Genomic DNA, 18,763 nt, shown 5'->3' with positions numbered 1-18,763 from the left:
CTGCGGCTGGTGACGATAGCCGGGTCCTATCGTTGCGGCGTAGCCTGGTCGCGTGCAGCTGCAGCAACTCCGCTACTTCCTGGCCGTCGCCGAGACCCGGCACTTCACCCGGGCGGCCGAGGCCGCGCATGTCGCCCAGCCCTCGCTCTCGCAGCAGATCCGGGCGCTGGAGCGGGAGTTGGGGGCCGAACTGTTCCACCGCACCCGGGGCAACATCACCCTCACCGACGCCGGGGACGCCCTGCTGCCGCTGGCCCGGCGCATCCTCGCGGACACCGAGAGCGCCCGCCTCGCCGTCCAGGAGACGGTGCAGCTGCGCCGCGGCCGGGTCCGGCTGGGTGCGCCGCCGAGCCTGTGCACCAGCCTGGTGCCGGACGTGCTGCGGGTGTTCCGGGACCGCTACCCGGGCGTCGCGCTGGGGGTGCGCGAGGGCGGCTCGCGGGACCTGGTGCGCTGGCTGGCGGCGGGCGAGCTGGACCTCGCGCTGATCATCACCCCGCCCAGCGGGGAGGCCGCGCCCGCCCTGGCCGTCACCGAACTGCTGCACGAGGAGCTGGTGCTGGTCTCGGCCGCGGGGCGTGCCCGGCGCACCGTGCGGGTGGCCGAACTCAAGGAACGGCCACTGGTGATGTTCCGGGAGGGCTACGACCTGCGCGAGGCGACCCTGGCGGCCTGCCGGGCGGCCGGGTTCGAGCCGGAGTTCGCGGTGGAGGGTGGCGAGATGGACGCGGTGCTGGGCTTCGTGCGGGCCGGGCTCGGACCGGCCGTGCTGCCCGGCATGGTGGCGGCACGCTCGGGGCTCGCGGTGACGGCCTTCGCCGGCCCGGGCCTAGCACGCACCATCGCCGTGGCGCACGCCCACGACGTGCCGCTGACCCGCGCGGCGGAGGCCCTGCGTACGACCCTGCTGGCCCACCTGCGCGACGCCGCCCGCAGCGGCGAACTCCCGCCGGGCACCAAGCTGCTGCTGCCGTGACCCCCGTCCAGAACCTGCGCGTGGCGCGGGAGGAGGTGTGGGTTCGACGCGCGTGGGGTTCGACGTAGCGCGGCAGCACCGATCTCAGCCGTACAGCCCCGGATCGCGGAGGACCCCCGGCGTGGTCCGGGCCCTGCGTCAACGCCCGCAGGACTTCGAAGCCTCCACCAGCACGCCAGACGAGGGTGCCCGCAGCGTGCGGGCCGGGCATCACAAGCGATCAGCGAGTCGCAGTGCGCGCAACGCGGAATCCTACGTCGTCGACTCGGAAGGTCGGGTGGCTGCGGCGTCGGACGGAGGCCCTGCAGCTCCAGTGCTCGTCGAACCAGCCACCGCCGCGCAGTACCCGGTAGGTGCCGTACACCTCGGCGTCGTAGATGTCCCAGCACCACTCCCACACGTTGCCGAGCGTGTCGTGAAAGCCCCACGGATTGTGCCGCTTACGGCACACCTCATGGATGCGCTCGGTCGAGTTGCCTCGGTACCAAGCGATCTCGTCGAGGGGGCCGTACCGCGGTCCCGTGGTACCGGCGCGGCAGGCGTACTCCCACTCGGCTTCTGTCGGCAGTCTGTACCCATCGGCGGATGCGTCCCACTCGATTTCCTCACCGCCGGCCTGGAAGTGGTAGACGGGGGAGAACCCGTCGCGCTGGGACAGCGCGTTGCAGAATCGGACGGCATCCCACCAGGAAACGCTATCGACGGGTAACCGGTCCCCGTAGGCCGCGATCGGATGCTGGTCGGCGATCCGGGCGTAAAGCGCCTGGGTGATCGGATACGCCGCGAGCTGGTAAGGCGCAAGCTCAACCGCCCAGCTGCGCTGCGTGCGCCGGTCTGACAAGACGATCTGTCCGGCGGGAATGTCGATCATCTTGGGCTCTGCACTCGTATCCATACTTCGAGGACATTACCGGAATCTCCTGGACCGGATACGGCAGGCTGCGACCCGATGTGATCCACTTCTCTCGATTGGCCTGCCTGCCTTGCCCGTTGCCACCGCCCGTCCGATCACCTTGCACGCTGCCGAGCGCAAGCGGCTGAAACTGATGGCCTACGGCCACAAGACCGAGTACCGGCTGCGGATGCGCGCGCAGATCGTCCTGCACGCAGGCGGACACGCCAACGCGCGCATCGCCCGGGAGACCGGCCTGCACCTGGACACGGTCCGGTGCTGGCGCGGCAGCGCCCGCACTTGGCAAGGCGTCCCGCTCGGCGAGGACGAGTACGTGATCAGCGCGGACGAGAAGACCTCCATCCAGGCCCGCTGCCGCTGCCACCCCACCCTCGAGCCTTCGAAGACCGCTACAACGCCACGGCACAGCCGTTCCAGTGGAGGTTCACCACCTCCGACCTGGACGATCTGCTGGCCAGGCTCGATCAGCACACCACCGACCACCAGGAAGAATCCTCGCTCCGCCTCGCCGCATGATCAACCCCCGAAGGACTTCCGGAGCCGACCGCTAAGCTGCTGCACCGTGCGCGGTTCACGGCGGCGGGCGTGTCGGTCCGCGCTGCCGGGGCAGGAACGGGGGGCGGATGCGCGAGGATCAGCGGCGGGCGGAGGCTACCCGGCAGCAGGCGCTGCTTGAGCGGTGGGTTGCCCCGCGCCGGACACGGGCGGCGGGGAAGGCGCTCGATGCGTACCGCGCGAGTGGGCAACGGCTGACCGCTGCCCGCCGGGCCGGAGACCTGTCGGCTGCACAGGAGTCACTCGCCCAGCAGCTGGCCGCACAGCAGGAGTTGGGCGAGCTGATCGGTGCGAGGGAGGCGGGTTGGCTGCTGGACGCCGCCGACCGTCCGGCGGAGCTGGTGACCGTCTTCGTCGACGAGACCACCGTGCGCGCGCAGCACGTGCAGCGTGCCGGGTTGGGGACTCTGCAGGCGTACGGCGCGGTCGCGCTGCCGGGCGAGCTGCTGCCGGTCTTCGCTGCCCGCGCGGCCGGGATCCAGGCCGAGTTCGGGATCGGTGGCGAGGAGTTGAAGTGGTCGCCGGACCGGAAGCGGCAGCCGGCGCAGTTCGCACTCGGCGCCCGCGGGCGCGAGCCGGTGCAGCGGGCTCTGCTGGCAGTGGCCGCCGAGTGCGGGGCTTGGACGGCGACCGTGGTGTGGGACCAGGAGCGCGATCCGAGTCCGGATGCCCACCGAGAGAAGTGGATGCTGAAGCTGCTCTACGAGCGGATCAGCATGGGTCTGTCCGATCGGGACGGTCTCGGCACAGTGGTCTTCGACCAGAAGCACTCCCTGCGCGGGCACGACGCTGACTGGCTCGCTGCCACCCGGAAGCTGACGGACCATGGAACCGAGTACACCAGCGCCTCCCGGATCGTGAACCGCTTCGTCATGGGCCCGTCCGACCATCTGCCCGGCCTCCAGCTCGCCGACCTGGTCGTCGGCGCCACCACGGCCCTGGTCGCCGGCCAGAATAGCGGGCTGGCGCTGCGGGAACCGCTGCTGGAGCTGATCCACCGCCGCGAGGACGGGGATCTGTCCGGCGCCGGACTGAAGTTGTGGCCCAACTCGTTGGAGAACCTGTATTCCTGGATCCAGCACGGCCGGCCTGCCGAGCCGAAGGGTGAGCTGTACGAGCTGCTGCGGTCGTTCGGCGACGACTCCCTGGACTCGCTCCGGGACCATCGGCCGTTCGCCCGGGATGACGGCCTGACCGAACGTCATTGATTCTCCGTCGTGTTGGAGGCAGCATGCACTCATGGCTGACGAACGCTGTGATCACGGGCTGATAGTCGGGCAGTGCGGTCACTGCAAGCCGGTTCCCCCGGGTCTGACCGCATCCGTCTGGACCACCCGGGGCGGCTCCGTGTTCCACCGATCGGTGGCGTGCGACGCGCTCGCCGACGGACAGGCCCGCGCCGCCCGCACGGGCAGGGACGTGCACCAGCCGACCCGCGTCGCACTGGCCGACGCCATGGCACAGGGGCGCGGTGCCTGCATCCCCTGCTTCCCTGGCTACCGCCCGACCAGCACCACCAAGCCCTGCCTCGTCCGGGTGGGCACGCAATGGCTGGGCGGCCTGCTCACCGAGTGGCGGCGCGGCGCCGACGGGCGGTGGAGCGGGGTGGTCTCGTACGTCGCCGACGGCGAGCAGGTGACTGTCGTCAAGGACCAGGAGGATCTGCGCCCGGCGTCCTGAGGCCTCCCGTGCCGACTCCCGGCCGCCATCCTTGATCATCTTCGTGGTCGGCGTGCGGGTCGACCCGGCCGACCGGTGCGGTCGGGGCCAGCGTTTGCCCAGCTGGGCGGAGGCGGAGGATACGAGATTCGAACTCGTGAGGGGTTGCCCCCAACACGCTTTCCAAGCGTGCGCGAGCGCGAAGGCCCGGGGCTGGCCCCGGGCCTTCGTCGTGCGTGCGCTCAGGCCGGCAGCACGGCCTCGATCGCGGCGATCAGCTCCGCCGACTCCGGCTCGACGCGCGGACGCAGACGCGCGGCGACGGTGCCGTCCGGGGAGATCAGGAACTTCTCGAAGTTCCAGCTGACGTCCCCGGCCTGGCCCTCGGCGTCGGCGACCTGGGTCAGCTGCTGGTACAGCGGGTGCCGGTCGTCACCGTTGACGTCGATCTTCTCGAACAGCGGGAAGGTCACGCCGTAGGTGGTCGAGCAGAAGCTCCGGATCTCCTCGGCGCTGCCCGGCTCCTGCCCGGCGAACTGGTTGCACGGGAAGCCCAGCACGGTGAACCCGCGCGCGGCGTACCGCTTCTGGAGGTTCTCCAGACCGGTGTACTGCGGGGTCAGGCCGCACTTGGACGCGACGTTGACGATCAGCAGCGCCTCGCCCTTGTGGTCGCCCAGCGAGGTGGCCTCGCCGGACAGGGTGCGCAGCGGGATGTCGTACAGGCTCACGGTGGTGGTCCTTTCGGCAGGTCGGCGGGGGATGACGCCGGGGCACACGGTAGCGGGCCCCGGACGGCTCAACCGTGGCGGCACCGCCGGTGTTCCGTCCGGGCCCGCCGGTGTTCCACAGGTGCGGGGGCGTACGGAGCGGCTCGTACGCCCCCGCACCTGCAGGCTCGCGGCGTCGACCGGTCAGAGGGCCAGCGGCTTGATCGCGGTCGGCGCGTGCTCGGGCAGGGAGGCCAGCTCCTCGAACTCGTTGACCTTGTCGATGTCGGCGGCGGCCATCGAGATGTTGGTGACCCGCTCCAGGATCGCCTCGACCACGACCGGGACGCGGAACTCGGCGGCCAGCTTCTTGGCCTCCTCGAAGGCCGGCAGCAGGCCCTCGGGCTCGGTGACCCGGATCGCCTTGCAGCCCAGGCCCTCGGCGACCTTGACGTGGTCCACGCCGTAGACGCCCAGTTCCGGCGCGTTGATGTTCTCGAACTCCAGCTTGACCTGGAAGTCGATGTCGAAGTTGCGCTGCGCCTGGCGGATCAGGCCCAGGTAGGAGTTGTTCACCAGCACGTGGACGTACGGGATCCGGTGCTGGGCGCCGACCGCCAGCTCCTCGATCATGAACTGGAAGTCGTAGTCGCCGGAGAGGGCGACGATCCGGCCCTCCGGGTCGGCGGTGGCGACGCCCAGCGCGGCCGGGATGGTCCAGCCCAGCGGGCCGGCCTGGCCGCAGTTGATCCAGTGCCGCGGCTTGTAGACGTGCAGCATCTGCGCGCCGGCGATCTGGGACAGACCGATGGTGGTGACGTACCGGGTCTCCGGTCCGAAGGCCCGGTTCATCTCCTCGTAGACGCGCTGCGGCTTGAGCGGCACGTTGTCGAAGTGGGTGCGGCGCTGCAGCTGGGCCTTCCGCTCCTGGGTGGAGGCGGCCCACGCGCTGCGGTCCTTGAGCGTGCCGGCGGCCTTGAGCTCCTTGGCGACCTGGACGAACAGTTCCAGGGCGGCCTTGGCGTCGGAGGCGATGCCGAGCTCGGGGGCGAAGATCTTGCCGATCTGGGTGGGCTCGACGTCGACGTGGACGAACTTGCGGCCCGCGGTGTAGACGTCCAGGCCGCCGGTGTGGCGGTTGGCCCAGCGGTTGCCGATGCCGAGGACGAAGTCGGAGGCGAGGAAGTTCTCGTTGCCGTAGCGGTGCGAGGTCTGCAGGCCGACCATGCCGGCGTTCAGCTCGTGGTCGTCCGGGACGATGCCCCAGCCCATCAGGGTCGGGACCACCGGGACGCCGGTCAGCTCGGCGAACTCCAGCAGCAGTTCGGAGGCGTCGGCGTTGATGACGCCGCCGCCGGCCACGATCAGCGGGCGCTCGGACTCCTGGAGCAGCGCGATGGCCTTCTCGATCTGGATCCGGTTGGCGGTCGGCTTGTAGACCGGCAGCGGCTGGTAGGCCTCCGGGTCGAAGTCGATCTCGGTCAGCTGGACGTCGATCGGCAGGTCGATCAGGACCGGGCCGGGGCGGCCGGAGCGCATCAGATGGAAGGCCTGCTGGAACACGCCGGGGACCTGCGCGGCCTCCAGGACGGTGGTGGCGGCCTTGGTGACCGGCTTGGCGATCGAGGCGATGTCGACGGCCTGGAAGTCCTCCTTGTGGAGGCGGGCGACCGGGGCCTGGCCGGTGATGCACAGGATCGGGACGGAGTCGGCGATCGCCGAGTACAGGCCGGTGATCATGTCGGTGCCGGCCGGGCCGGAGGTGCCGATGCACACGCCGATGTTGCCGGCCTTGGCGCGGGTGTAGCCCTCGGCCATGTGGGAGGCGCCCTCGACGTGCCGGGCCAGGGTGTGCCTGATCCCGCCGGAGGCCTTGAGGGCGGCGTAGAAGGGGTTGATCGCGGCGCCCGGCACGCCGAAGGCGGCGTCGACGCCTTCGAGCTTGAGGATCTCCACGGCCGCGCGGGCGGCTGTCATACGAGGCATCGGGTCTCTCCTGCGTCGGCCCGCAGTGGCTCGGAGGGCTCATCTCCTGAATTCCACCATACGGAAGAGCGGTTTCTGTATGTGGAAACACGGTAGGGTCGGGTCCGGCGGGGAGTCAAGGGGGACTTCAACAGAATGTGTAACGCCGGATCGCGACCTCCCGGACGGCCGTGGTTCGTACACCAGAACCGCGTTCGCGCCGGTGTACCCGGGGAAGCGGAGCCTCCGGCCCGGAAAGCGCACCCGCCGTGCAGTGCCGGTGAAGGGACGGTGCCCGAGGTCGGCCCGCCCCGCGGAGCTGGGTACCGTCGGTGCCACGCCGGGCCCGTGGCGTCCGACCGGGGCCGCGGCAGGGGGATCCCGGGCGCGCCGGAACGGGGGGACACCGTCGGCGGGCCCGTCCAGGACCGGCGCCCGGTCCGCCGCAGCCTCCGGTCGTGAGACGCACCTCCCGACCGCGCCGACCCGAGACCCGTCGTCCGTCGTCCGTCGTCCGTCGTCCGTCGCCCGACACCCGTCGTCCGTTCGGACCCGGTGCCGTACCGCTGTCGCCTGCCGCGGTCAGCCCTCACCGCCGTCGTCCCACGCCCCATCCCGCCTCCCGCCTCCCGCCCCGCAACGGCGCGCCCGCAGCGGCGGGCGCGCGGAAGGAACGCCGCCATGCGCCGCACCCCTGCCCGACCCCCGGCGGTGACCGGGTGAACCGTCCGCCCCGCCGCCAGGGCCCGCCGGGCCGCCCCCGCAAGAACGCCCCGCCGGGCCGCCGCCGACCCCCGCTCGCCACGCTGCGCGCCGTCCCCTGGCGGCACGACCTGCCCGCCTCGCTGGTGGTGTTCCTGGTCGCGCTCCCGCTCTGCGTCGGGGTCGCCGTCGCCTCCGGCGTCCCGGCCGAACTCGGGCTGGTCACCGGCATCGTCGGCGGCCTGGTCGTCGGCCTGCTGCCCGGCAGCAGCCTCCAGGTCAGCGGGCCCGCCGCCGGACTGACCGTGCTGGTCGCCGAGGCCGTCCAGCGCTTCGGCATCGACGCGCTCGGCCCGCTGGTGCTCGGCACCGGCCTGCTCCAGCTGGCGATGGGAGCGCTACGGCTCGGCCGCTGGTTCCGCGCGATGTCCGCCTCGGTGGTGCACGGCATGCTGGCCGGCATCGGACTGACCCTGGTGTCCGGCCAGCTGTACGCGCTCGCCGACCGCCGCGCCCCCGGCACCGGCCCGCAGAAGCTCGCCGGACTGCCCGCCCTGCTGACCGACGCGGCCACCGCCGCCGCCAACCCGAGCGCCGTCGCCCTCGGCCTGGGCACCCTGCTGGTGCTCGTCGGCTGGAAGCACCTACCGGCCCGGGCGGCCCGCAGCGTTCCCGCGCCGCTCGCCGCCGTCGGCCTCGCCGCCGCCGTCACCACCGCGGCCGACCTGCCGGTCGCCCGGGTCCGGGTCGCCGGTCTGCTCGACGTCGTCCAGCTGCCCGAGCCCGCCACGCTCGGCGCCCTGGTCGGCACCGCCGGGCTCGGCACGGTCGTCGCCTTCACCCTGATCGCCTCCGCCGAGACGCTGTTCAGCGCCGCCGCCGTGGACCGGATGCACCACGGCCCGCGCACCGACTACGACCGCGAACTCACCGCCCAGGGCCTCGGCAACACCGTCTGCGGACTTCTCGGCGCCCTGCCGATGACCGCCGTGATCGTGCGCAGCGCCGCCAACGTCCAGGCGGGCGCCCGCACCAAGGCCGCGCGCTTCCTGCACGGGCTGTGGCTGCTGCTGTTCACCGCCCTGCTGCCCGGCGCGCTCGGCTTGGTCCCGCTCACCGCGCTGGCCGCGGTCCTGGTGCACGCCGGAGCCAAGCTGGTGCCGGTGCGCCGGATCGCCGCGCTGTGTCGCGGGCACCGCGGCGAGGCGTTGGTGCTGGGAGCGACAGCGGTCGCGATCGTCGCCACCGACCTGTTCGAGGGGGTGCTGATCGGCGTCGGCCTGGCCGTGGTCAAGTCCGCCTGGCAGACCTCCCACCTGCAGATCGCCGTGGAGGAGGTGGTGCTGACGAGTGGTCGGCCATTGCGCCGGGTCCGGCTCAGCGGCAACGCCACCTTCCTGCGGCTGCCCCGGCTGCTGGACACCCTGGAACGGCTGCCCGGCGACCGGCCGGTGGAACTGGACTGGTCCGGACTGCGCCACCTGGACCACGCCTGCACCCTGGCCCTCACCTCCTGGGCCGACCAGCACCGGGCTCGCGCCAGCGCCCCGCTGGCGGTGGAACCACCGCTGCCGACGGTCGTCTGAGGGCGGGTCGGGAGCCCCGATGCGGCGCTCAGGGCCGGCGGACCTGTGCCGGCAGCGAGAGCGAGGGCAGGTCCGCCGGCCTGCCGTCGTCATCCGTGGAGGTGCCGCCGGGGTAGCGGATGCACTCGGAGGACGCGCCGACGGCGAGCCGGCCGGTCGAGTCCGTGTAGCTGATGCCGATGGCGTAGGAGGCGGAACCGGGGGCGGTGTCCGGCGGGTTCAGCTGCAGCCGGAAGCCGTCGAACTCCTGGTAGGAGCCGACCGTCCAGCCCTGTTCGGTCAGGGCCTGGCGGGCCCGCTGGACTCCCTCCGCCGCCTGCTGGTGGGTGACTCCGCGGAGGGTGAAGCGCGCGGCGATCACGGCGGTGCGGGGTTCGAGGGGAGGACTGTCCGACAGGTCGCCTCCGAAGTGTGCCAGCCCGCGCCGGCGGCAGTTGCTCGGGCGGGCCTCGATGCCGGTGCCGACGTCCGGCTCCAGCACCGGCGCCTGCGGCAGGGCGAGGGCGTCGTAGGCGGTCACCGCCCGGTCGTTCAGGTGCCGGGCGGTGGCGGCCGGATCCGCCACCGGGAACGGATCCCCCTCCCAGGCCCGGCCGAGCCCCACCGCACCGAGCAGCACGGCGGCCGAGAGCACCGCGGCGGTGGACAGGACGGCCGCCTTGCGGCGCGGGGTGATCTGCTGCGAACTCTCCATGGCCCGCATCGTGCCGGGGGCCGTCGGGCCGCCGCATGAGTACGGGTACTCAACGGGCTGCGGGCCGATCCTCAGTGCAGGGCCTAGCCTGGCCGCGACCGGTGTCGTCGGGAGACAAGGAGCGCAGAACCGTGATCGCAGCATTTTCGGTGACCCCGTTGGGGATCGGCGAGGACGTGGGGGAGGCGGTGGCCGCGGCCGTCCGGGTGGTCCGGGCCAGCGGGCTGCCGAACCGCACGGACGCGATGTTCACCAGCATCGAGGGGGAGTGGGACGAGGTCATGCCGGTGATCAAGGCGGCGATCGAGGCGGTGAAGGCGCACAGCAACCGGGTGAGTACGGTCATCAAGATCGATGACCGGGCCGGGGTCACCGACGGCCTCACCGCCAAGGTCGCCTCGGTCGAGCGGCACCTCGCGGACGGTTAGGGCCTCGGGGTCGGCGTGGGCCGCGCGGCGGCCGGTTCGGCCGGCCCACCAGCCCGGCCTCGCCGGCGGCGGGCTGCACCGTCGGCGCGGACCTGGTGCTGGACGGCGGCGTCACCGCCTGAGTCCGCCCGAAGCAGCCTCAACGGTCGTTCAGTGAACGGCCGTTGAGGCAACTCACGATTACAGTGCGTCCAGCGCCTGTTCGGTGCGTGCCCGCGCGAACGCATAGTCGTCCGCCGCCACCAGCAGGACCAACCCCTCCGGCCCCGCGAACCAGCGGCAGCCGCGACCGAGCGCGGGCAACTCCACCAACTCGTCCGGAAGTTCCTCATCGGGCTCGAAGAAGAGGCTCAGCCCGTCGTCCTCCATCAGCTTCTCGCTCATCGCCATCACCGCCGCCGCCGTCGAGAAGCGCTCCTCCCAGGGCTCCCAGCGCTCCTGTGACTTGTCCGCGAGGTCCAGCCGTTCCACCGTCGGCGGGTCCGCCTGCGCCAGGTCGTCCAGCAGTACGCCCCAGCGCGCGCAGGCCTGGTTCTCCACCCGGTACACCAGCGCGCCGTCCAGCACGTAGAGCTCGTCCGGCGTCAGCAGCACGTCCTGGCAGCTGGTGAGGTCGGCCCGGCGCCCGAACAGCCGGTACGCCTCGCGCAGCGCCACCGGCAGCCGCAGCCCGAGCCGCTGCTCGGCCGCGTCCAGTTCGGCGTCGGTGAAACCGTCGGCCGGCGTCAGCGGCTCGCCCCAGTGCGCGGCGAAGCCCCGGACCAGGGCCCAGGCGCCCTCGCGGCCGCGCAGGGTTTCGGCCATCGCGGCCGGCATGTCGAAATCCGTGTCGTTCACCCGCGCACGGTACGACACCCCGCTGACATCGCCCCGGGTCCGAACCCTCGTCAGCGCACGACCGGCCGAATCTGACGCGAACGCGTAATCCCGAGGACACCGGTTGATCACCACGGGGTTTCCGCGCCGTCGTTCGGGCAAGACACGGTTTCGGCCGGAACCGACACACGAAAGGCGGACGCGCGACAGATGCCGACCGCACCGCACACCGCACGCCGGAACCGCTGGGGCGAGCACGGGCTCGCCTGGGCCTTCCTGCTGCCCTCCCTGGTGGTCTTCGCCCTGTTCATCGGCTATCCGTTGGGACGGACGATCTACCTGAGCGGGCACGCCAACGACCTCTTCGGCGCGCCCTCCCGCTACGTCGGGCTGAAGCACTACACCGACCTGCTGTCCTCGGCCGACTTCGGCCGGACGCTGGTCACCACGGGGCTGTTCACCCTGCTCACCGTGGTGCCCGGGGTGCTCGGCGCGCTGGTGCTGGTGCTGCTGCTGGAGAACCGGATCCGGGGCGTGCGGCTGCTGCGCTCGGCCTTCGCGCTGCCCTTCGCCTTCTCGGTGGCCAGTGCCTCGGTGGTCTTCGCGGTGTTCTTCAACCCCGCCAGCGGGGTGCTCAACGGCCTGCTGTCGCACGTCGGCCTCGGCCCGATCGGCTGGCTCACCGACTCCCGGTACGCGCTGGTCTCGGTGGCACTGACCACGGTCTGGATGAACCTCGGCTACAACGTGCTGGTGCTCTCGGCGGGCATCGGCTCGATCCCCGGCGAGATCGTCGAGGCGGCCCGCATCGACGGCGCCTCCGGCCTGCGGCTGGCCCGCTCGATCACCGTCCCGATGCTCGGCCCGAACCTGTTCTTCCTGACCGTGGTCTCCACCGTCCAGGCACTGCAGAGTTTCGGCCAGATCCACATCCTCACCAAGGGCGGGCCGGACGGCTCCACCCGGACCCTCGTCTACTCCGTCTACGAGAAGGCGTTCGCCTACAACTCCAGCGACTTCGGCACGGCGAGCGCCCAGGCCGTGGTGCTGCTGGTGGTCGTCCTCGCCTGTACGGGCGTCCAGTTCGGCGTCCTGGAGCGGAAGGTGCACTACGCATGAGCGTTCTCGCCACCGAAGTCGAGACGAAGAAGGCCGACGCGCCCCGCCCGCGCCCCCGGACCCTCGCCGGGCGCTCCCCGCGCGACCTGCTGGGCCGCGCCGTCGTCCACCTGCTGCTGGCCGTGGCCCTGGTCACCGTGGCCTTCCCGGTGTACTACGCGATCGCCGGTGCCTTCATGGGCCCCGCCGAACTCTCCTCCTACCCACCGGCGTTGGTGCCGCACTCGGTCACCGGGCGGAACTTCTCCGGCGCCGTGGACACCATCCCGCTGTTCCGGCAGTACGCCAACTCGGCGATCACCGCCACCGCGATCACCCTCGCCCAGCTGTTCACCTCGATCCTGGCCGCGTACGCCTTCGTCTTCCTGCCGCTGAAGGCGCGGGCGGTGGTGTTCGGGGTGTTCCTGGCCACGCTGATGGTCCCGTGGGAGGCCATCATCATCCCCAACTACCTGACGCTGTCGGACTGGGGCTTCGGCAACACCTACTTCGGCCTGGTCCTGCCGTTCCTCGCCTCCGGCTTCGGCACCTTCATGCTGCGCCAGGCCTTCCGGCAGCTGCCCGGCGAACTGCGCGACGCGGCCCGGATCGACGGCGCCGGCCACTGGCGCTTCCTGTGGCGGATCGTCGTCCCGCTGAACAAGCCGGCGCTGGCCGCGCTGTCGATCTACGTGTTCCTGTCCGCCTGGAACCAGTACTTCTGGCCGCTCATCATCACGCGCACGGCCGACATGCAGACCCTCCAGATCGGCCTCACCTCGCTGCGCGACTCCGAGATGGCCGACCCCGGCCTGATCCTGGCCGGAGTCGTGCTCTCCCTGTTGCCCACCCTCGCCCTGGTGGTCTTCGGTCAGCGCTTCATCGTCCGCGGCCTCACCGCGGGCGCCGTCCGCTGACCCACCCCGCTGACCCGTTCACGCCCGCCTCCCCTCCTCGGAAGAAAGAGAACCTCGTGAAGAAGAGTGCACGCGCGCTCGCGGCCCTGCTGGTGGCCGGCCTCTCCCTGACCGCCTGCGGCTCCGGCGACTCCGGCTCCGGCTCGGGCGGCTCCGCCGACGCGGGCGCCCCCGGGGCCCAGGCGCTCGACCAGGCCTCCGGCGTGACCACCGTCGAGTTCTGGCACTCGATGACCGGCAAGAACGCCGACGTGCTGAACGGGCTGGTCAGCCAGTTCAACGCCGCCCACCAGGGCAAGATCGAGGTCAAGGCGCAGTTCCAGGGCAAGTACGACGAGCTGGTCACCAAGTACAAGGCCGCGGTGCAGCAGAAGGGCACCCCCGCCCTGGTGCAGGTCTACGACATCGGCACCCGGTTCATGATCGACTCCAGGCAGACCGTCCCCGTCCAGGCCTTCGCCGACAAGGACGGCTACTCGCTGGACGACCTCGACCCCAACATCCGCAACTACTACTCGGCCGGCGGCAAGCTGGTCTCGATGCCGTTCAACTCCTCGATGCCGCTGCTCTACCTGAACACCGACGCCTTCAAGGAGGCCGGCCTCGACCCGGCGCAGCCGCCCAGGGACCTCAACGAGCTGGCCGACCTGGCCAAGAAGCTCACCAAGAAGGACGCCGACGGCAAGACCGTCCGCTACGGCTTCGGCGCGGCGATCTACGGCTGGTTCGTCGAGGAGCTGATCGCCGAGTCCGGCACCATGTACTGCGACAACGACAACGGCCGTGGCAACAAGGCGGGCAAGGCCGTGTTCGACTCCGCGCAGGGCGCGCAGATCGTCCAGTGGTGGGCGGACCTGGTCAAGGGCGGCTACGCGGCCAACACCGGCCGGGTCACCGACGACGCCCAGGGCGCCTTCAAGTCCGGCACGGTCGCGATGCACCTGGAGTCCACCGGTGTGCTGCGCGGCTACACCGAGGCCGCCAAGTTCACCGTCGGCACTGCGGCCTTCCCCAAGGTCACCGCCGCCGACCAGGGCGGCCCGGTGATCGGCGGCGCCTCGCTGTGGATCAGCGGCCCCGGCCACTCGGACGCCGAGAAGCGCGCCGCCTGGGAGTTCGAGAAGTTCCTGACCGGCCCCGCGCAGCAGGCCGCCTGGCACACCGGCACCGGATACTTCCCGGTGAACCGGAAGGCCCTGGACGACCCCGAGGACAAGGAGTGGGTGGCCAAGTACCCGCAGTTCCAGACCGCCATCGACCAGCTGAAGGCCACCAAGCCCACCCCGGCCACCGCCGGCTGCCTGCTCGGCGTGATGCCGCAGGCCCGCAAGGGCGTGGAGACCGCCATCGAGCAGACCATCGCCGGTGGCAAGACCGCCCAGCAGGCGCTCGCCGACGCGGCCAAGGAGCTCCAGCCCGCGATCGAGAGCTACAACAGCTCGGTCGGCTGACGCCCCGCTCCCCGCACGACGGACGGCCCGCCCGGCGCACCACGCGCCCGGCGGGCCGTCGCCGTCGCGCCGGGAGTGCCGGGAGCGCCGTCAGGCCGAGAGCGCCTCGCCGTCCTCCGGCAGCGCGCACGCGCCCGCCAGCTCGTCCAGCGACAGCCCGAGCGCGTAGGCCAGCGCCGCGATGGTGAAGAACGACGGCGTCGGCGCCCGGCCCGTCTCGATCTTCCGCAGCGTCTCCGCCGAGACACCGGCCACCGCCGCCACCTCGACCATGCTGCGCTCACCACGCGCCTCACGCAGCAGCGCCCCGAAGCGCTCCCCACGCTCGCGCTCCCACGGGGTCAGCGGAGTCCTCACCATGCCGTCGAGTCTAGGCCCTGCCCGTCCTCTCGAGGCCAGCTCCCTTGACCGTGATACAAATACCGGTATAAGAATTGGATCCAGGGGAGTGATTCACCATGGTCGAACTCAAGTCGGACGCCGCCCTCGCCGCGATGCGCGAAGCCGGGCGGGTGGTCGCCAACGCGCTGGCGGCCGTACAGCGGGAGGCCGCGGTGGGCGTCAGCCTGCTGGACCTGGACGAGGTGGCGCGGGGCGTCCTCGCCGCCGCCGGGGCGAGCTCGCCGTTCCTCGGCTACCGCCCGTCCTTCGCGCCCGTGCCCTTCCCCGCCGTCATCTGCGCCTCCGTCAACGACGCCGTCGTGCACGGCATCCCGACCGGCTACCGGCTGCGCGACGGCGACCTGGTGAGCATCGACTGCGGCGCCGTCCTGGACGGCTGGTGCGGCGACTCCGCCGTCAGCTTCACCGTCGGCGCCGCCCGCCCCGAGGACGACGAGCTGATCGCCGCCACCCGGCGCGCTCTGGAGGCCGGGATCGCCGCCGCCGTGGTCGGCAACCGGATCGGCGACATCGCCCACGCCATCGGCAAGGCCGCCCGGGCCCGGCGGTACGGGCTGCTCGACGGCTACGGCGGGCACGGCATCGGCCGCCGGATGCACGAGGACCCGCACGTGCCCAACGAGGGCCGCCCGGGCCGGGGTTACCCGCTGCGCCCGGGCCTGGTGCTGGCCATCGAGCCGATGCTGACGGCCGGCGGCCGCGACGACTACGACACCGACCCCGACGGCTGGACCCTGCGCACCACCGACGGCACCCGCGCCGCCCACGTCGAGCACACCGTCGCCATCACCGAGGACGGCCCGCGGATCCTCACCCTGCCGTAGGTGACGGACGCCACGCGGTGCCCCTCCGTCCGGCGGGAGTACCGTCCGGTGCCCGCCAGGGCCTGCCCTACGCGTGCCGGTGCCGCCCGACGGGGGCCGGCGCCGGGCGGGGGTGGTCGGCGGCGGCGATCAGGGCGGCCAGCCCGGTGGTCACCGGCACCGCGGCGACCAGCCCGATGCTGCCGACCAGGGTGCGGGCGATCTCCTCCGCGACCAGTTCGCTGGTGGCCACCGACACCACGGTCCGGTGCGCGACGGAGAACAGCAGGAGCAGCGGCAGCGCCGCGCCCGCGTACGCGAGGACCAGGGTGTTGACGGTCGAGGCGATGTGGTCGCGGCCGATCCGCATGCCCGTCCGGTACAGCCGGCCGGCGCCCATCGTCGGGTCGGCCTCGTGCAGTTCCCAGATCGCCGAGGTCTGGGTGACCGTCACGTCGAACAGCACGCCGAGCGAGCCGATCACGAACCCGGCCAGCAGCAGGCCGCGGATCTCGATGCCGGGGTAGAGGTCGTGGATGAGTCCGGTCTCCTCCGAGGTGTTCCCGGTCAGGTGCGCCCAGGCGGAGAAGACCAGGCTCAGCACCCCGATCAGCACCAGGGACACCAGTGTTCCGAGCACCGCCACCGAGGTGCGGGCGGACAGCCCGTGGCACAGGTAGAGGGCGATCAGCATGATCGCGCTGGCGCCGACGATCGCCACCAGCAGCGGGTCCGAACCGCGCAGGATGGCGGGCAGGATGAACAGCGACAGCACGGCGAAGCTGATCGCCAGCGCGATCAGCGCGGCCACCCCGCGCCAGCGCCCGATCACCACCACGACGACCGCGAACAGCCCGGCCAGCACGCCCATCGGCAGGTTCCGGTCCACGTCCACCACGCTGTACTGGAGGTCCGCGGGGGCGTCCGGCGCGTACGCCAGGACGACCCGCTCGCCGACCCCGTACTGCCGGGGTTCGTCGGGGTGGACGACCACGGTGAAGACACGGCCGCGGTCCGGGCCGTCGGTCACCTCGACGGTGTCCTGCCGACAGGTCCCCTGGTCGGCGGGGTTGACATCGGCGCAGGGCAGTTCCCGGACCGTCGTGACCCGACCGTGCCGGATCTGCTGGTCGAAGCCGACCCCGGTGTGCTGGTGGGCGGGGACGCCGTCCGGCCAGAGCACCACCAGGCCGACCACGACGGCCACCGCGAACGGGATCAGCACGGCCGCGATCACCCTGCGCAGATGCGCGGAGACCGGCGCGGCCGGCCCGTGGGCATGCGAGTGCCCCACCGGCGCGGAGTGCGCCTCGTGACCATCGCCGTGCTCCGGCCCGTTCCCGTTCCCGTCGTCCGGTGTCCCTGCGTCCACCTCACGCCTCCTCAGCTCTCCCGTGCGGCACCCGAAATCATCGACGCCCGGTGCTCCGTCACCCCGCAGGGCACGCGCCGTCGGCGTGCCGCGAGCGGGGCGCAGGGTGCACCCCGGGCCGGGGGATTACCCCACCCGTCATCGTGCGGCTGCCCGCATGGGCCCAAGTCCAGCGCCGCAGCAGACTCTTGGGCATGTCAAAGCTCACCGGTACCACCCTCGCCGCGCTGGCCGTCACCGTGCTCAGCGCCCTGCCCGCTGCCGCCGCCCCGGAGCACCACGGCGACGACGGCCTCAACTGGTCCGCCTGCCAGGGCCAGGTCGACCCCCGTCAGCAGTGCGCCTCCGTCACCGTCCCCCTGGACTACAACGACCCGGACGGGCAACAGATCACGCTCGCGATCTCCCGCATCCCCGCCGCCGAGTCCGGCCTGCGCCACGGCGTCCTGCTGACCGTTCCCGGTGGGCCGGGCGGCTCCGGGCTCAACCTCCCCAGCAGTGCGGCCAAGCGCCTCCCGCCGTCCGTCCGGGACCGGTTCGACCTGGTCGGCTTCGACCCGCGCGGCGTCGGCCGTTCCACGCCGGTCAGTTGCGGTCTGGACCACGCCGACCTGGCCATGGTCGACCTGCGCCCCTGGCCCGCCGCCGACGGCTCGATCGACGGGAACATCGCGACCGAACGGCGGATCGCCGAAACCTGTGCCCGCAACGGCGGCCCGGTGCTGCGCAGCATCTCCAGCGCCAACGAGGCCCGCGACATCGACCGCATCCGCCAGGCCCTGGGCGAGCGCCGACTCTCCGCCTGGGCCACCTCGTACGGCACCTACCCGGGCGCCGTCTACGCCACCATGTTCCCCCGGCACACCGACCGGATCGTGCTGGACAGCAACGACGACCCGGACCCGTCCCGGGTCGGCCGGGGCTGGTTGGCCGCTTTCGACCAGGGCGCCGAGGACCGTTTCCCCGACTTCGCCAAGTGGGCCTCGGCGCCGGACAATCCGGACCGGGTCGCGGACACCCCCGAGCAGGTGCGCCCGCTCTTCCTCGACCTCGCCGCCCGCCTGGACCACTCGCCGCTGCCCTGGCCGGGCGCCAACCCGGCCGAGCTGAACGGCAACGTACTGCGCGAGACCATGCTGGAGAGCCTGTACGCGGACGCCAGGTTCCCCGATCTGGCCCGCCTGATGCTGGCCGGCCTCGGCCGCCGCCCGTTGCCCACTCCGGTCCTGCCGCCCGAGCAGGCGCTGCAGAACACCACCGCCGTCTCCGTCGCCACGCTCTGCAACGACGTCAGCTGGCCCTCGGACCCGACCGGTTACGCCGAGGACGTCGCCGCCGACCGCGCCGCCCATCCGCTCACCGCCGGCTTGCCGGTGAACGTGATGCCCTGCGCCTTCTGGCCGTTCAAGCCCGCCGAGCCGCCGGTGCGGGTGACCGACCGCGGCCCGGCGAACGTCGTGCTGGCTCAGAACCTGCGCGATCCGGCCACCCCGTACCGGGGCGCGCTCAAGCTCCGCGCCGCCTTCGGCGACCGCGCCCGGATGGTCACCTTCGACACCGGCGGCCACGACGCCTACCTGGCGAACGGGAACGCCTGCGGCGACGCGGCGGTGACGGACTTCCTGGTGACGGGCCGTCGTCCGGCCGAGGACGTGTTCTGCCCGGCCGACTGACGTCCAGCTGGTCACACGGGGGAGACAACGGGCTGTAGGCGAA

The 18,763-nt window shown here is 72.1% G+C and carries 17 protein-coding genes; 10 read left to right on the top strand and 7 right to left on the bottom strand.

All coding sequences use genetic code 11. The features are described from left to right. Window positions 1-52 precede the first annotated feature (52 nt). Window positions 53-976, top strand: coding sequence for a LysR family transcriptional regulator (locus ACWCYO_RS13885; protein ID WP_270149488.1), 924 nt, complete (start codon window positions 53-55; stop codon window positions 974-976). A gap of 220 nt (window positions 977-1,196) precedes the next feature. Here the strand turns inward: ACWCYO_RS13885 and ACWCYO_RS13880 are convergent, their stop codons facing one another. Further along, window positions 1,197-1,871, bottom strand: coding sequence for a formylglycine-generating enzyme family protein (locus ACWCYO_RS13880; protein WP_449784365.1), 675 nt, complete (start codon window positions 1,869-1,871; stop codon window positions 1,197-1,199). A 641-nt stretch (window positions 1,872-2,512) separates the two neighbouring features. Between ACWCYO_RS13880 and ACWCYO_RS13875 the strand changes: the two genes are divergently transcribed. Continuing rightward, complete coding sequence (locus ACWCYO_RS13875) at window positions 2,513-3,652, top strand: DUF3800 domain-containing protein (protein WP_449784364.1); 1,140 nt, start codon at window positions 2,513-2,515, stop codon at window positions 3,650-3,652. A gap of 31 nt (window positions 3,653-3,683) precedes the next feature. After that, complete coding sequence (locus tag ACWCYO_RS13870) at window positions 3,684-4,124, top strand: hypothetical protein (RefSeq protein WP_270149491.1); 441 nt, start codon at window positions 3,684-3,686, stop codon at window positions 4,122-4,124. 221 nt (window positions 4,125-4,345) lie between these two features. Here the strand turns inward: ACWCYO_RS13870 and ACWCYO_RS13865 are convergent, their stop codons facing one another. Continuing rightward, entirely contained in the window at window positions 4,346-4,834 is a 489-nt protein-coding gene (locus ACWCYO_RS13865; protein ID WP_270149493.1) for a glutathione peroxidase, read from the bottom strand. A gap of 183 nt (window positions 4,835-5,017) precedes the next feature. Then, window positions 5,018-6,799 carry a glyoxylate carboligase gene (gene gcl / locus ACWCYO_RS13860; protein WP_449784363.1) on the bottom strand — a complete coding sequence of 594 codons (1,782 nt, stop codon included), beginning with the start codon at window positions 6,797-6,799 and terminating at the stop codon, window positions 5,018-5,020. A 785-nt stretch (window positions 6,800-7,584) separates the two neighbouring features. Here gcl and ACWCYO_RS13855 point away from each other — a divergent pair. After that, window positions 7,585-9,066, top strand: a complete 1,482-nt coding sequence (locus ACWCYO_RS13855; protein WP_449784373.1) for a SulP family inorganic anion transporter — start codon at window positions 7,585-7,587, stop codon at window positions 9,064-9,066. Between the two features lie 28 nt (window positions 9,067-9,094). Here the strand turns inward: ACWCYO_RS13855 and ACWCYO_RS13850 are convergent, their stop codons facing one another. After that, entirely contained in the window at window positions 9,095-9,760 is a 666-nt protein-coding gene (locus tag ACWCYO_RS13850; RefSeq protein WP_449784362.1) for a hypothetical protein, read from the bottom strand. A 131-nt stretch (window positions 9,761-9,891) separates the two neighbouring features. On the opposite strand from ACWCYO_RS13850, the gene ACWCYO_RS13845 reads away from it, so the two are divergent. Beyond that, window positions 9,892-10,188 (top strand): MTH1187 family thiamine-binding protein, encoded by a 297-nt coding sequence (locus ACWCYO_RS13845; RefSeq protein WP_449784361.1) that lies wholly within the window; start codon window positions 9,892-9,894, stop codon window positions 10,186-10,188. Between the two features lie 180 nt (window positions 10,189-10,368). Here ACWCYO_RS13845 and ACWCYO_RS13840 read toward each other — a convergent pair whose 3' ends face one another. After that, a complete protein-coding gene (locus tag ACWCYO_RS13840) occupies window positions 10,369-11,025 on the bottom strand; it encodes an SMI1/KNR4 family protein (protein WP_449784360.1) in 657 nt (218 codons plus the stop codon). Window positions 11,026-11,214: 189 nt separating this feature from the next. Here ACWCYO_RS13840 and ACWCYO_RS13835 point away from each other — a divergent pair, with 189 nt between their 5' ends. Genes ACWCYO_RS13835 through ACWCYO_RS13825 form a run of 3 tightly spaced genes read left to right on the top strand, consistent with a single transcriptional unit; the run spans window position 11,215 to window position 14,470 of the window. Beyond that, entirely contained in the window at window positions 11,215-12,123 is a 909-nt protein-coding gene (locus ACWCYO_RS13835) for a carbohydrate ABC transporter permease (protein WP_270149501.1), read from the top strand. Then, complete coding sequence (locus tag ACWCYO_RS13830) at window positions 12,120-13,019, top strand: carbohydrate ABC transporter permease (RefSeq protein ID WP_270149502.1); 900 nt, start codon at window positions 12,120-12,122, stop codon at window positions 13,017-13,019. The genes ACWCYO_RS13835 and ACWCYO_RS13830 overlap by 4 nt, the downstream gene beginning before the upstream one ends. Window positions 13,020-13,075: 56 nt before the next feature. Then, complete coding sequence (locus ACWCYO_RS13825; protein WP_270149504.1) at window positions 13,076-14,470, top strand: ABC transporter substrate-binding protein; 1,395 nt, start codon at window positions 13,076-13,078, stop codon at window positions 14,468-14,470. Between the two features lie 90 nt (window positions 14,471-14,560). Here the strand turns inward: ACWCYO_RS13825 and ACWCYO_RS13820 are convergent, their stop codons facing one another. Next, window positions 14,561-14,830 carry a helix-turn-helix domain-containing protein gene (locus ACWCYO_RS13820; protein ID WP_270149505.1) on the bottom strand — a complete coding sequence of 90 codons (270 nt, stop codon included), beginning with the start codon at window positions 14,828-14,830 and terminating at the stop codon, window positions 14,561-14,563. A 98-nt stretch (window positions 14,831-14,928) separates the two neighbouring features. Here ACWCYO_RS13820 and map point away from each other — a divergent pair, with 98 nt between their 5' ends. Then, window positions 14,929-15,696 (top strand): type I methionyl aminopeptidase, encoded by a 768-nt coding sequence (gene map, locus ACWCYO_RS13815; protein WP_270149507.1) that lies wholly within the window; start codon window positions 14,929-14,931, stop codon window positions 15,694-15,696. Window positions 15,697-15,763: 67 nt separating this feature from the next. Here the strand turns inward: map and ACWCYO_RS13810 are convergent, their stop codons facing one another. Next, entirely contained in the window at window positions 15,764-17,047 is a 1,284-nt protein-coding gene (locus ACWCYO_RS13810; protein WP_405000756.1) for a YibE/F family protein, read from the bottom strand. Between the two features lie 194 nt (window positions 17,048-17,241). On the opposite strand from ACWCYO_RS13810, the gene ACWCYO_RS13805 reads away from it, so the two are divergent. Beyond that, the gene (locus tag ACWCYO_RS13805; RefSeq protein ID WP_449784359.1) at window positions 17,242-18,720 is read left to right on the top strand and encodes an alpha/beta hydrolase; all 1,479 of its coding nucleotides are present in this window, start codon (window positions 17,242-17,244) and stop codon (window positions 18,718-18,720) included. The last annotated feature ends 43 nt before the right edge of the window (window positions 18,721-18,763 follow it).

Source organism: Kitasatospora sp. NPDC001683 (assembly GCF_053596495.1).
This window is presented reverse-complemented; position numbering and strand designations above follow the sequence as displayed.